This is a genomic window from Bizionia hallyeonensis (assembly GCF_042657385.1).
Lineage (GTDB): Bacteria > Bacteroidota > Bacteroidia > Flavobacteriales > Flavobacteriaceae > Algorimicrobium > Algorimicrobium hallyeonense.
On the sequence record NZ_JBHSLA010000001.1, the window covers coordinates 613,347 to 627,278 of the forward strand.

General features: G+C 33.9%; 11 protein-coding genes and 1 tRNA gene. 8 read left to right on the forward strand and 4 right to left on the reverse strand.

The window, feature by feature from the left end; all coding sequences use genetic code 11:
- The first annotated feature begins 221 nt into the window (after positions 1-221).
- Positions 222-2,090: a cation:proton antiporter gene (locus ACFPH8_RS02810; RefSeq protein ID WP_376858373.1), complete on the forward strand. Its 1,869-nt coding sequence runs from the start codon at positions 222-224 to the stop codon at positions 2,088-2,090.
- Between the two features lie 136 nt (positions 2,091-2,226).
- Here ACFPH8_RS02810 and lepA read toward each other — a convergent pair whose 3' ends face one another.
- The gene (lepA, locus tag ACFPH8_RS02815; protein ID WP_376858374.1) at positions 2,227-4,023 is read right to left on the reverse strand and encodes a translation elongation factor 4; all 1,797 of its coding nucleotides are present in this window, start codon (positions 4,021-4,023) and stop codon (positions 2,227-2,229) included.
- 155 nt (positions 4,024-4,178) lie between these two features.
- On the opposite strand from lepA, the gene ACFPH8_RS02820 reads away from it, so the two are divergent.
- Positions 4,179-6,596, forward strand: coding sequence for a TonB-dependent receptor domain-containing protein (locus ACFPH8_RS02820; protein ID WP_376858375.1), 2,418 nt, complete (start codon positions 4,179-4,181; stop codon positions 6,594-6,596).
- A 148-nt stretch (positions 6,597-6,744) separates the two neighbouring features.
- Here ACFPH8_RS02820 and ACFPH8_RS02825 read toward each other — a convergent pair whose 3' ends face one another.
- Complete coding sequence (locus ACFPH8_RS02825; protein ID WP_376859101.1) at positions 6,745-7,848, reverse strand: TolB family protein; 1,104 nt, start codon at positions 7,846-7,848, stop codon at positions 6,745-6,747.
- Between the two features lie 62 nt (positions 7,849-7,910).
- Between ACFPH8_RS02825 and ACFPH8_RS02830 the strand changes: the two genes are divergently transcribed.
- Genes ACFPH8_RS02830 through dusB form a run of 3 tightly spaced genes read left to right on the forward strand, consistent with a single transcriptional unit; the run spans position 7,911 to position 10,577 of the window.
- A complete protein-coding gene (locus ACFPH8_RS02830) occupies positions 7,911-9,134 on the forward strand; it encodes a M28 family peptidase (protein ID WP_376858376.1) in 1,224 nt (407 codons plus the stop codon).
- A gap of 8 nt (positions 9,135-9,142) precedes the next feature.
- Positions 9,143-9,559 (forward strand): DUF4345 domain-containing protein, encoded by a 417-nt coding sequence (locus ACFPH8_RS02835; RefSeq protein ID WP_376858377.1) that lies wholly within the window; start codon positions 9,143-9,145, stop codon positions 9,557-9,559.
- Between the two features lie 22 nt (positions 9,560-9,581).
- Positions 9,582-10,577 (forward strand): tRNA dihydrouridine synthase DusB, encoded by a 996-nt coding sequence (dusB, locus tag ACFPH8_RS02840; RefSeq protein WP_376858378.1) that lies wholly within the window; start codon positions 9,582-9,584, stop codon positions 10,575-10,577.
- 407 nt (positions 10,578-10,984) lie between these two features.
- Here dusB and ACFPH8_RS02845 read toward each other — a convergent pair whose 3' ends face one another.
- Together ACFPH8_RS02845 and rbfA are read right to left on the reverse strand one after the other, a co-directional pair.
- Positions 10,985-12,190: an ABC transporter permease gene (locus tag ACFPH8_RS02845; RefSeq protein WP_376858379.1), complete on the reverse strand. Its 1,206-nt coding sequence runs from the start codon at positions 12,188-12,190 to the stop codon at positions 10,985-10,987.
- 67 nt (positions 12,191-12,257) lie between these two features.
- Entirely contained in the window at positions 12,258-12,653 is a 396-nt protein-coding gene (gene rbfA, locus ACFPH8_RS02850; RefSeq protein WP_376858380.1) for a 30S ribosome-binding factor RbfA, read from the reverse strand.
- A gap of 95 nt (positions 12,654-12,748) precedes the next feature.
- On the opposite strand from rbfA, the gene mce reads away from it, so the two are divergent.
- From mce to ACFPH8_RS02865, 3 genes are all read left to right on the forward strand, one after another.
- Positions 12,749-13,153 (forward strand): methylmalonyl-CoA epimerase, encoded by a 405-nt coding sequence (mce, locus tag ACFPH8_RS02855; RefSeq protein ID WP_376858381.1) that lies wholly within the window; start codon positions 12,749-12,751, stop codon positions 13,151-13,153.
- Positions 13,154-13,237: 84 nt separating this feature from the next.
- Positions 13,238-13,314 (forward strand) — tRNA-Ile (locus ACFPH8_RS02860).
- A 104-nt stretch (positions 13,315-13,418) separates the two neighbouring features.
- Positions 13,419-13,916, forward strand: a complete 498-nt coding sequence (locus ACFPH8_RS02865; protein ID WP_376858382.1) for a hypothetical protein — start codon at positions 13,419-13,421, stop codon at positions 13,914-13,916.
- The last annotated feature ends 16 nt before the right edge of the window (positions 13,917-13,932 follow it).

Here is a 13,932-nt window from a genome sequence, read left to right on the forward strand (position 1 = left end):
TGTCAGTTTTATAAAATTCTATTCCTAAAAAATTTATTCACGTTGAATAAAAAACCTTATTTTACCATCAAATTTAAAATAGAAGCGCTGTGATGGTGTGGCTTTTTTAAATAAACAATTAAATTGTTTTAAGTTTAATATTATAATTTTTAATTGTTTTTATGTTAGGTTTTATGCTAAATACGACCTTTAAACCTTGAATTAGAAAAACAAAATACTATATGTTAGAATTAGGCGGAATTATCATTTTAGGAATTTTAGCACAATGGGTAGCTTGGAAATTAAAAATCCCAGCTATTTTACCTTTAATTTTAATTGGTTTATTAGTTGGGCCAATTGCTGCCGAATTTTTATCCGAAGATGGTACCAAATGGATTGAACCACGATGGAATGGTGAAGAAGGTCTATTTCCGGGCGAAAGTTTATTTTACTTTGTATCCCTTGCTATTAGTATTATTCTTTTTGAAGGTGGTTTAACCCTGCGGATGGGTGAAATTAAAAACGTAGCGCCGGCCATTACAAAATTAATTACCATTGGTTCCATTGTTACATTTTTTGGTGCAGCTGTGGCGGCTCATTATATATTCTATTTAAGTTGGGAGATTTCATTCCTATTTTCAGCGTTAATTATAGTTACAGGACCAACCGTTATTACTCCAATCTTAAGAAATATTCCACTTAAAAAAGATGTTTCCGCGGTTCTAAAATGGGAAGGTATTTTAATTGATCCTATTGGTGCTCTGGTTGCCGTTTTGGTTTTCGAATTTATTAGTGTGGATGCAGGTGGTGAGTACACCAAAACAGCATTTATTGAGTTTGGTAAAATTGTATTATTTGGATTTACTTTTGGATTTACTTTTGCACATGCGCTTAATATTATAATGAATAAAAAGTGGATACCACATTATTTAATGAATGTTTTCGCGCTAGCTGCTGTTTTAGGCGTTTTTATATTAGCTGATATTTTTGCACATGAATCTGGACTATTAGCCGTAGTTGTTATGGGAATGGTTTTAGGTAACTCTAATTCACCATACTTAAAAGAGCTTTTATACTTTAAGGAATCTTTAAGTATCTTGTTAATTTCTATATTATTTATTCTATTGGCTGCTAATATTAATTACCAGGAATTGCTGTTAATTTTCAACTGGAATACGGTTCTTCTTTTTGCTATTGTTGTCTTTGTTTTAAGGCCAATTGGCGTGTTTATTAGTTCGCATGGATCAAATTTAAAACTCAACGAAAAACTTTTTATTAGTTGGGTAGGACCACGCGGTATTGTTGCCGCAGGTATTGCGTCTTTATTTGGACTAAAATTAGCAAGCGATGGTGTTCCAGGCGCTGAATACATAACACCTTTGGTGTTTATGATTGTTTTAGGGACCGTTTTATTAAACGCAACAACCGCAAGAATGTTTGCTCAAATGGTTGGTGTATTTTTAAATAAATCAGAAGGTGTTTTAATAGTTGGTGCTTCTAAAGTGTCTAGATTGCTTGGGCATTATTTGGAGTCTCGTGGCCGTCATGTTGTGCTTATTGATAGTAATCAAAACAATATTGCAAAGGCTAAAGAATTAGGGCTTGAAGCAATAAACACCAATATTTATTCTGATAAATTAATGGATAATATTGAACTAAATGCCATGGGATATTTAATGGCGTTAACAGGCAGTTCCGATATTAATAAATATGCTATTAATAAATTTAGTAAGCTATATGGAGAAAATGGCTCTTTTAGGCTTTTAACTTCTACAGAAACTCTAGAAACAGATGTTGTACCTGGTGAAGGTTTATTTTCTCATACCACAGATTATAGCACGTTAGTTTCAGTTACTAATAAATATCCATCTATTTTGGAAATTCCTTTAGAGGGAAGAGAACATTATGAGGAATTGTTAAAAATAACCAATGCGGACGAAGAGATTATTCCGTTGTTTTTAAAAGATTTAAATAATCAACTGATAATAATAGGTTCTGAAAACTTGAAATTAGAAGATATTAAACCGAAATGGGAACTTGTTTACCTTGGGAAACCTATTGATGTTGAGAAATTGAACGGTAAAGCAAAGGTTAATCAAGAAGAAGGTTAAAAGTTTTGAATCTTACAGAATGCTTGCTAAAAGGTGAAGGTAGGACTCCACAAATCTGTATAATTTTCAAAAAAAAAGACGCACCTTATGGTGTGTCTTTTTTAGTTTCAATATAGTTTTCCTTACTAAAATATGGTTAATCGTTCAGTTTTAAAACAGCCATAAACGCTTGTTGTGGAATTTCTACATTACCAACTTGTCTCATACGTTTTTTACCTTTCTTTTGCTTTTCTAATAACTTACGTTTTCTAGAAATATCGCCGCCATAACATTTTGCCGTTACATCTTTACGAAGAGCTTTTACGGTTTCACGCGCAATAATTTTGGCACCAATAGCGGCTTGTATAGGAATATCAAATTGCTGACGAGGAATTAATTCTTTCAACTTTTCACACATTTTCTTTCCAATATGGTGTGCATTATCCGCATGGATTAAGGCAGAGAGCGCATCAACTGGTTGGGCATTTAATAACACATCTAGTCGTACTAATTTGGAGACTTTCATACCAATTGGCGAATAATCAAAAGAGGCATATCCTTTAGAAACTGTTTTTAAACGATCGTAGAAATCGAAAACAATTTCGGCTAAAGGCATTTCAAACGTTAATTCAACACGCTCTGGCGTTAAATATGTTTGGTTAATAATCATTCCACGTTTCTCAATACACAAACTCATAACGTTACCTACAAAATCTGCTTTGGTAATAATGGTTGCTTTTATAAAAGGCTCCTCAACACGGTTTACAGTTGTTGGTTCTGGTAAATCACTAGGATTATTAACCACAAAAGGCACATTGGGCTCTTTATTAGTAAATGCGTTGTACGAAACGTTAGGAACCGTTGTAATAACCGTCATGTCAAACTCACGCTCTAAACGTTCTTGGATAATTTCCATGTGTAACATGCCTAAAAATCCACAACGGAAACCAAAACCTAAGGCTGCTGAACTTTCTGGTTGAAATACCAAAGAGGCATCATTAAGCTGCAGTTTTTCCATGGAGTTTCTTAACTCTTCATAATCCTCCGTATCAACAGGATAAATACCTGCAAAAACCATTGGTTTTACATCTTCAAACCCTTCAACAATATTGGTTGTAGGATTGGCAAAATCTGTAATAGTATCACCAACTTTTACTTCTTTGGCGGTTTTTATTCCGGTGATTAAATAACCAACATCTCCAGCTTTTACACTTTGTTTTGGAACTTGATTTAATTTTAAAGTACCCACTTCATCCGCAAAATATTCTTTTCCTGTTGCAACAAATTTAATTTTTTGACCCTTTTTAATTTCACCATTAAATACTCTAAAATAGGTTTCAATTCCTCTAAATGTGTTGTATACGGAATCGAAAATCAAAGCTTGTAGTGGTGCATTAACATCGCCTTTTGGCGCTGGAACACGTTTTATAATAGCTTCTAAAATATTTTCAATACCAAAACCTGTTTTTCCGCTGGCATGAATCACGTCACTCGGATCGCAACCAAGAAGGTCAACAATATCGTCAGTTACTTCTTCCGGATTGGCACTTGGTAAATCTACTTTATTTAAAATAGGAATAATCTCTAAATCATTCTCTAAAGCTAAATATAAATTAGAAATGGTTTGTGCTTGAATACTTTGTGCAGCATCAACAATTAACAAGGCACCTTCACAGGCCGCAATAGAACGTGAAACTTCATATGAGAAATCTACGTGTCCTGGTGTATCAATAAGATTCAAGACGTATTTTTCTCCTTCATATTCATAATCCATTTGTATGGCGTGCGACTTGATGGTAATACCACGTTCGCGTTCTAAATCCATACTATCTAAAAGTTGTGCTTGTTGTTCGCGTGCTGTTACGGAACCAGTAGCATCCAATAAACGATCTGCTAAGGTGCTTTTTCCGTGATCAATATGTGCAATAATGCAAAAATTTCTAATGTTCTTCATAACCTGTTGTCTAGCATGGTAACTAATTGGCAAATATAATTGTTTTATTATGCATTAAATATATATAACAAACAATCTTAATATATTATTTACGGGAAAACCGTAATTTTTAGTAAAAAACAATCTTTATATTGCGAATCCAAATTTTTTTTTTGATGAATACGAAGTCCATTTTAGTTCTTATTGGTTTTAGTCTATTTGTTTCAGTGTCTGCTTTTTCACAAAATTTTTCGGTTTCTGGTAAATTAATCGATCTTCAAAAGCAGCCAATAGCTTATGCTAATATTTTATTGCTTTCTAGTCAGGATTCTACCGCAGTAAAAGGCACGACGTCTTTAGATGATGGTTCATTTATTATTAAAAATGTGTCAGCCGAAGCCTATACACTTAAAATAAGTTTTGTAGGTTTTAAGGACGTTTTGCTGCCAATTCAAGTCATAAATACGGATTTAGTTATTCAAAATATTACCTTGGAAGAAGCTGCTGAAGCTCTTAATGAAGTTTCTATTTTGGCCAAAAAACCAACGCTTAAAAAAGAAGTAGATCGTTTGGTTTTTAGTGTTGCCAATACCGCTTTAAGTGAAGGTAATATGAAAGACGTTTTAAAAAGCACGCCAAGTGTTTTAATATTAGATAATAGCTTAACCGTCAGAAATGCGAAACCTACTGTTTATATTAACGATCGAAAAATACACTTAACAGATGCGGAATTGTTGCAGTTATTAGAAGGTACACCAGCAAATTCTATTAAATCCATTGAAGTTATTACCAATCCATCAGCAAAATATGATGCCGAATCGGGTGTGGTTTTAAATATTGTTATGACTAAAAGTTTAGCAACGGGTTATAATGGAACTGCTTTTGCAAACTATACTCAAGGTACGTATGCGAGATACAATGCTGGAATTTCTAATTTTTATAAAACCGATAAAATAAACGTCTTTGCAAGCTATAGTTATACGGATTCTAAAATTGCACGTGCAAGTGATGAGCGCGTTAATTTTAGAGATAATACAGGTGTTTACCAGCGCTGGTATTCCGATGTGGACCGAACAACATGGTCTCAAACACACACTGTAAATACGAATTTCGATTATTTTATAAACGAAAAAAATACCATAAGCTTTTCTGCTAATTTACTGTATTTACCAGAATTTGAATACATCACGAAAGGACATACAGATGTGTTGGATCCCGCTTATAATCGTCTTTATAATTTTGACACTGAAAATGATTCCGATGATGATAAGTATAACTTCGGATTCGATTTAGATTATGATTTGGAGTTTGATAATGGTAGTAGTTTATCCTTAAATACACATTTTACAGCCTATGATTACCATCGTGATCAACGTGTTCAAAGTCTCTATAAAGATGTAAATAACAATTTTGATTATCGGAATTTATTTAACACCACATCCGATCAGAATACCTTGATAAATACCGTTCAAGCGGATTATAGTTTACCAATAAATGAAACAACATCACTTGATGTTGGTGCCAAAGCATCTTTTGTAAATACGGATAGCCAATTAAACCAATTAAACCTTCAAGGCTCTAGTTTTGTTTCTGATGTTACCAATACTAATGCGTTTGAATACAATGAAAGCGTACTAGCAGCCTATGCTAGTTTTGATAAAAGCTGGGACAAGTTGAGTCTAAGTTTTGGTTTACGTGTGGAACAAACAGATACCGAAGGAAAATCTATTGTGACTAATAACACGATGTCTCAAGATTATTTTGAATGGTTTCCAACCGCCAATATTAGCTACCAAGCTTCTGAAAAAATAAGTGTGTACTCCAATTACAACCGTAGTATTTCAAGGCCAGATTTTCAATCTTTAAATCCGTTTAAGTTTTTTCTAAACGACAATACCATAGTCACTGGAAATCCTAATTTACAACCAGCCATTACCGATCATTTTGTAATAGGCGCTTCTTTAAACGACAGTTTTTTTGTAGAAGCCTATTATAAAGATATTGATGCAAATTCCATGGAATTACCACTTCAAGATAACGTAAATAACTTATTGATTTATACACCTACCAACTTGGCAGGAACCAGAGAATATGGTTTTGATTTTGTAGGTATTTTTGATATTACAGATCGTTGGAACGTGTATGCTGTAACCTCATTTTATAATATGCGGGAAGAAATAACTATTAATAACGAAGCGCTAGAAATGGACAGATGGTCCAACTATTCCGTATTGAGTAATTCCTTAACATTTTTAGAAGACAACAGTCTGTCAGCTAATTTTTCGTTGGTTTATGTTAGTAAAAACCAACAAGGATTCCAGACTATAGAATCTCTGCTGTTTTCAGATTTAGTCATTAAAAAAACCATTTTAAATAATAGAGGTTCTTTGGCTTTAACGTTTTCTGATTTATTTAATACGCAAAACTACACCATTACAAGTCGCTATTTAAATCAAGATAATTCACGAAACTTAAATCAAGACAATAGGTATGTAAAATTAGGGTTTACTTACAAATTTGGTAATACGGGATTAAGTACCAACCAACGGACTAAAGAACGCGAAGAACGTGATAGGTTGGAGAAGGGTGAGTAGGCTAGGCAATCTTTCTAGTCTTGCCATTCTGCAATAAACAAATTCGTATCATCCTAGGTGTATTTCAGAATCGCAATCCTGTTAGTCTTGCCATTCTGCAATAAACAAATTCGTATCATTCTAGGTGTATTTCAGAATCGCAATCCTGTTAGTCTTGCCATTCTGCAATAAACAAGTTGGTATCTCTTCCGCCTCCATTATTTCTATTAGACGAGAAAATCAGTTTCTTCCCATCGTTAGAAAAAACCGGAAAGGCATCAAAGGTTTCACTATGTGTTACACGCTCTAAATTCTTTCCATCAATATCAATCAAGTATAAATTAAATGGAAAACCACGTTCGGATTCAAAGTTAGAAGAAAACAAAATTTTCTCACCACTTGGGTGAAAAAATGGACTCCAATTAGCATTTCCTAAATCGGTTAGTTGGCGTAAATCGCTACCATCAGCATTACAGATATATAATTCCATTTCGGTTGGTTGCACCAAACCTTCAGCTAATAAATCTTTGTATTCTTTGATTTCTTCATCCGTTTTTGGTCTAGAGGAACGGAAAATAAGTTTAGTGCCATCTGGAGAGAAAAAGGCACCGCCATCATAACCCAATTCAAACGTAATTTGCTTCACATCACTTCCATCAATATTCATGGTGTATAATTCTAAATCACCACTTCTGTCAGATGTAAACACAATTTTATCACCTTTTGGCGAAACCGTAGGTTCGGCATCATAGCCTTTTTCATTGGTTAATTGTGCGGTTATATTACCTTCTAAATCGGCTACAAAAATATCATAAGTATCATAAATTGGCCAAATATACTTGCCGTTTTTACGTAATGGTGTATCTGGACAATCATCGGCACCTAAATGTGTGGATGCGTAAATAATATGCTTGTTATCTGGTAAAAAATACGCACATGTTGTACGCCCTTTTCCCGTGCTTACCATGGGTGGTATGTTATCCTTAAAAGTTTCATCCACGTTCATTAAAAACATCTGATCGCATTTTACATCCCAAGCTGTATTATTGGATTGAAATACCAATTGCTTATCATCAAAACTCCAATAGGCTTCGGCATTATCGCCACCAAAAGTTATTTGTTTTAAACTTTTAAAATGGGTTTCTTCAGGATATATTAAGGTGTCAGCCCATTTCGTTGCACCAGATTCGGCATCAGGATTTTCACCCTTATCGGATTTGCAAGAAACAGTTAATACAATGGTTAATAAGCAGAAATAGAAAAATGGTTTCATCATGTGTTCTTATAAAAAAGTGGCAATTATTACGTAATTTCGCCAAAAATAACATTATTAATATGAAGAAAATAGCGTTACTCGTTCTTTTTATATCGTTACTAGGTTGTAAAAAGCACTATACTCCTGAAAATAAAATCAAAGAAGACGTCACTTTTTTAGCCGATGATAAATTAGAAGGTCGCGAAACGGGCACCAAAGGTGAACAGGAAGCGGCTGCATATATTGTGAAGCGTTTTGAAGAAATGGGTATTACTGGAAAAGGAACCAATAATTATTATCAGACCTTTACCTTCAAGCCAAAGAATGATCCACACGGTGAAGTTTCTTACACGGAAAACAGCCAAGACAGTACCATTACCGGAACCAACGTTTTAGGCTATATTGATAATCAAGCCGAAAACACCATCATTATTGGTGCGCACTATGATCATTTAGGTTATGGCGCTCAAGGTTCACTACATAAAGGTGAAAGAGCCATTCATAATGGTGCTGATGATAATGCCAGTGGTGTGGCTGTTATGTTGGATTTGGCAGGGAAATTAAAAGGTGTTAATACAGCAAATAACTATTTGTTTATGGCGTTTTCAGGTGAAGAAATGGGCTTATTAGGTTCTAATTATTTCGCCAAAAATCCGACAATAGATAGTAAAGCGGTGAGCTATATGATTAATATGGATATGGTTGGTCGTTTAAAGCCAGATAGCACATTAGCGGTTTATGGGACAGGAACGTCACCTATTTTCAAGCAAGTTTTAAGTTCACATAATGATAAGTTTAAATTAATTGAAAATGAATCTGGTGTTGGCCCAAGCGATCATACCTCGTTTTATTTAATTGATATTCCCGTTTTACATTTTTTCACAGGTCAGCACGAAGATTATCACAAACCTGGCGATGATTCTGAAAAGTTGAATTACGAAGGCATGGAGACCATTTCCAATTATATCTTTGATGTAATTACCGATTTAAACGACAACGGCAAATTAGCTTTTAGAAAAACCAAAAATGAAAGCGAAGAAACGCCACGATTTAAAGTCGGTTTAGGTGTTGTTCCAGATTATTTATATGATGGTGAAGGCATGCGTATTGATGGTGTAAGCGAAGATAAACCAGCGCAAAAAGCCGGTTTACAAAAAGGTGATGTGGTCATTAAACTAGGCGATAGTACGGTAACAAACATGATGAGTTATATGCGTGCTTTATCAGTTTTTGATACTGGCGATAGTACGAAAGTAACCGTAAAAAGAGATGGAAAACCATTAGAAGTCAATTTAAACTTTTAAGCTACTAGATGCAATTCAACAAACAGGAATTTATAGCAAAAATACACCTACTTATATCCGTGTCTATTGTTGTTCCTGTTTCTATTTTTTATGGTTTTCAGCCCGAATCACAGTTTGATATTCATTTAAATACGGTTGACGAGCATAATTTTTTTAAAGCCATTATGGGACTTTATTTAGGGTTTTCGGCCTTGTGGATTTTAGGCGTTTTTAAATCGGAGTATTTAAAAATAGCACTTGTTTCCAATTGTATTTTTATGTTGGGTTTAGGCTTTGGTCGTTTAATGAGTTATTTTTTAGATGGTATGCCAACATTTGGCTATCAATTTGGTACCATTGCCGAATTATTCCTCGGATGTTATGGCTTATGGGTTTTGAGAAATCATAACTGCAACAATTATATTGATAATTATAAAAAGGCGTAATTTTGCCTAAAATTATAAGCACTTGGTAAAAATAGGTAACATAGAACTTCCAGACTTCCCACTGCTTTTAGCACCAATGGAAGACGTCAGCGATCCACCATTTCGCGCTTTATGCAAAGAGCAAGGTGCTGATGTGGTGTATACGGAATTTATTTCTAGTGAAGGCTTAATTCGTGATGCTGCAAAAAGTATCATGAAATTAGATATTTACGAAAAGGAACGTCCTGTTGGGATTCAAATATTTGGAGCCAATTTGGAAAGTATGTTGCAGACCATTGATATTGTTGAAAAATCGAATCCCGATATCATTGATATTAATTTTGGGTGTCCCGTAAAAAAAGTAGTGAGTAAAGGAGCAGGCGCTGGTATTTTAAAAGATGTTTGCCTCATGGAACAACTCACTGCCGAAATGGTGAAACGCACCAATTTACCTGTTACTGTAAAAACCCGTTTGGGTTGGGATCATGATTCCATTCGTATTTTAGAAGTTGCTGAACGCTTGCAAGATGTGGGTTGTGCTGCCATATCTATTCATGGCCGAACACGTGCACAAATGTATAAAGGTCATGCCGATTGGGCGCCAATTGCTGCCGTGAAAAATAATCCGCGTATGCACATTCCTGTTTTTGGAAATGGCGATGTAGATACACCGGAACGTGCCATGGAAATGCGTGATGTTTATGGTTTAGATGGTTGTATGATAGGTCGTGCTACCATTGGAAACCCTTGGTTTTTTAAGCAAGTGAAGCACTTTTTTAATACAGGCGAACATTTGGCACCAATTTCATTGGAAGAACGTGTAGATGCCGCCAGACGTCATTTACAAATGGCTATTGACTGGAAAGGCGAAAAATTAGGCGTTTTTGAAACCAGACGTCACTATACCAACTATTTTAAAGGGATTCCGAATTTTAAAGAATACCGTATGAAAATGGTAACTAGTGATGATGCTGTGGATGTTTTCGCTGCTTTTGATGCCGTTTTAGATACGTTTTCAGGCTACGAATTTGCTCAATAACATAGTATTCTAAAGGTTCTGTTTAATAGTATTCTCATTTAGGATTCAAATGGTTAAAAATATATGATTTGTTTTAAGCTTCCTAAACATGGCCTATCGAAGATTTATCGTAAAATTTAAAAATGAAATCGAAGATTCACGAATACCAAAATATAAAATATTAATGGATGAGTAAATGCCGGGAAATTTTAGGCTGTTTGAGCTAGCCTAATTTTTAAATTAATCAAGATTTTTCAAGCGAGTTCCTAAAATTTAGGCATCGAATGAAAAATTTAGATAAAGGTTCGTAAGCCTAGATTTTTTTGGTTCGTTTTTTCATCAATGGAAAAAATGAATATGTTAATTATTTAGTCTAGGGTTGATTTGTAAAAGCTATACGAATCATGCCTTAATTCTTTTTAATAAAATCAATAACTAATCAAATTTTTAGTAATCCGAACGGAAGCGACTTTAGAAGCCAGAATACCCAAAACCGAAATAGTAATAAACACAATCAGAAAATTTTCCCATTTCAATCCCATAGGATAGGGTAGTGATGGTGTAATTTTAACCAAACCAAAACTGATTTGTGCTTGGACAATTAAATAGCCAACCAATAAACCAATTAAACCGCCTAGAACCGTCATTAAGGAACCTTGTAGAAAGAAAATTCGTCGAATATCTTTTACTGTTGCTCCCATATGATACAGCGTGTGAAGGGTTTTCTTTTTATCTAAAATCATCATGATAATCGTACCAACCACATTAAATAAGGCAATTATAAGGATTAATGTAAAGATGAGGTAAACGGCCAAATATTCCGTGTTTAACATTTTATACAGTGCATCATTCAATTGCTCGCTATTTTTCAAAATAACTTTATCGCCTAAAATGGTTGAAATGGCTTCACGAGCATCGGTTTCACTGACGCCTTCGTGTGTTTTAAATTCTAAAGCTGTGACTTGGTTTTCATCAAAATTCAATAAATAGCGAGCCATATCAATTGGCGCATATATGTATTTATCGTTGGTGGCTTCGTTAATATCAAAAATTCCAACATTAATAGCTTTTACGCTAGTAAAGGCTTGTTTGACGTCGGTTACTTGACCTTTTCCCGGTTTTGGAATGTATAGTTCAACTGATTTCCCATAATCCATAACACCAATATTAAGTCTATTGGCAATTCCCCAACCGGTCACTATTTGGTTTGATTTTTCAGAAAACCAGCTCCCAAGTGGTACAACCGAATCGATTGCATTAACCGATTCAAAATGTTCATCAACACCTTTTATATAAGCATTTGGGTAGTTCCGGTCTTCAAATGTGATAAAAACACGTTCTTCAACAATTTGAGAAAGGGAAACAATATCCGGATGGTTTTGAAGTGTACTTAATTCTTCTGAAGAAATTTTAAACGATTTTCCAACAGCCGCTTCCGCTTTTAAATCGGGATCTATTAAGGATGTAAATTGGAGTGTAAAATCTTTAAGTCCGGCAAAACCAGAAAGGACAATAAATAAAGATAACGCACCTAAAATAACACTTACTGCGGCAATTCCTGTTATAAAATTAATGGCATTGTTGCTGCTTTTAGAGAGCAAATACCGTTTCGCTATGTAGAGTGAAAAATTCATATATTACAGGATCTACAGGCGTTTTTCAATACAAGCTGACTATTATTTAAAACTGATTTAAATTCGATTATGATTTTTTACGATTATCTAAAAGATCGGGATCCTTAATTGGATTTTCTGTTCTTTTTAATGATTTTTCAATCCCATCAATATACTCTAATGAATCGTCTACAAAAAATTCTAATTGCGGCATGCGTCGTAATTGATGTCTAGTGCGTTGAGCTAATTCATGCTTAATAAGTGGCGCGTTAGAACGGATACCAACTAATAATTCTTTAGCTTTAGCATTCGGGAAAATACTTAGATAAACTTTAGCAACTGATAAATCTACAGTTACTTTAACCTTTGAAACGGATATTAAAACGCCTTGCATACCACCGTCGCTAGCAGCTTTTTGAAGGATTTCAACCAGATCACGTTGTAAAACCGATCCTATTTTTTTTTGTCTTTGACTTTCTTCCATGATGCAAAAATACGCATATTTAAAGATTATTGTATTTTTGAAGATACTAAATTAGTTTTAATTAAAAGTGATTTCCGCTTTCAGGGAGAATTAATATGAATAAAATAGAACATATAGGAATTGCCGTTAAAAGTTTAGAAGCATCAAATGACTTATTTGCTAAACTTTTTAATGCGCCTCATTATAAAATAGAAGAAGTAGCTAGCGAAGGTGTTAACACCTCATTTTTTCAAGTAGGTACTAATAAAATTGAACTTTTGGAGGCCACAAATCCAGATAGTCCAATAGCCAAATTTATAGAAAAACGCGGCGAAGGTATTCATCATATTGCGTTTGATGTGGATGATATTGAAGCTGAAATTAAGCGACTGGAAGCAGAAGGTTTTACGGTATTAAACAGAACACCAAAAAAAGGAGCCGATAATAAATTGGTTGCTTTTTTACATCCAAAATCTACAAATGGCGTTTTGATTGAGTTATGCCAAGATATAAAGGAATAAAAATACTTTGAGAGTATTAAAATATGTAGTAATATTGCACTCTCTTTGGAAAAAGAGAAACCAGAAGTTAGCCTTGCGCTAATGGGTCCTATAACTCAGCTGGTTAGAGTATCTGACTCATAATCAGAAAGTCCCTGGTTCGAGCCCAGGTGGGACCACCAGTAAAATCAAGCCTTACAGAAATGTGAGGCTTTTTTCTTGAAAGAATATCATATTTTTGAAACATAATTATATTTAGTTTTCGTGAATTTTAAATAGTATTCTTATGAATAAAAGTCCATCAAAAAACATTAAGTATTTTATCTTGTTTTTATTAGTGTTCTTTGGAATCGTTTATTTTATCATAGTAAATAGGGTAAATCAAAGTGATAAAATCTCTGATAAATTTGAAAAACTTCTAAAATCTTCAGGCTATTCTTTTAAAGGAGTTGTGGTTAATTTAGAAAAAATAGAAAGAGAAGGAGGTTATATATGTATGAAAAATATTGACAATAAAATTAAATCTAACTCATTGTTTTTTATGGATAGACTTGTCTCAAGTATTGATCAAACAAACTCCATTAAACATATAGGAGTTATCTCATTTACTAAAAAAGGTAGTAATGAGATATTGAATGTTCAAAAAGGAGATATTATCCATTATAACGTTAAAAACGATAATAATTATAAAATTTACAGGAACAATGAATTGATTTATAGTTATAAGGCCACGATTGGGAAATCTGTTTTCGATGTAAATCTTCAAGATTATATCTGTGAATAAATGTTAGTTGAGTTTA

Bases quoted from the DNA above. Each gene is read 5' to 3' on its own strand.
- ACFPH8_RS02810 (WP_376858373.1), top strand. From the start codon at position 222: ATGTTAGAATTAGGCGGAATTATCATTTTAGGAATTTTAGCACAATGG.
- ACFPH8_RS02830 (WP_376858376.1), top strand. From the start codon at position 7,911: ATGAAGAAAATAGCGTTACTCGTTCTTTTTATATCGTTACTAGGTTGT.
- lepA (WP_376858374.1), bottom strand. From the start codon at position 4,023: ATGAAGAACATTAGAAATTTTTGCATTATTGCACATATTGATCACGGA.
- ACFPH8_RS02835 (WP_376858377.1), top strand. From the start codon at position 9,143: ATGCAATTCAACAAACAGGAATTTATAGCAAAAATACACCTACTTATA.
- ACFPH8_RS02825 (WP_376859101.1), bottom strand. From the start codon at position 7,848: ATGAAACCATTTTTCTATTTCTGCTTATTAACCATTGTATTAACTGTT.
- ACFPH8_RS02865 (WP_376858382.1), top strand. From the start codon at position 13,419: ATGAATAAAAGTCCATCAAAAAACATTAAGTATTTTATCTTGTTTTTA.
- ACFPH8_RS02845 (WP_376858379.1), bottom strand. From the start codon at position 12,190: ATGAATTTTTCACTCTACATAGCGAAACGGTATTTGCTCTCTAAAAGC.
- ACFPH8_RS02820 (WP_376858375.1), top strand. From the start codon at position 4,179: ATGAATACGAAGTCCATTTTAGTTCTTATTGGTTTTAGTCTATTTGTT.
- rbfA (WP_376858380.1), bottom strand. From the start codon at position 12,653: ATGGAAGAAAGTCAAAGACAAAAAAAAATAGGATCGGTTTTACAACGT.
- mce (WP_376858381.1), top strand. From the start codon at position 12,749: ATGAATAAAATAGAACATATAGGAATTGCCGTTAAAAGTTTAGAAGCA.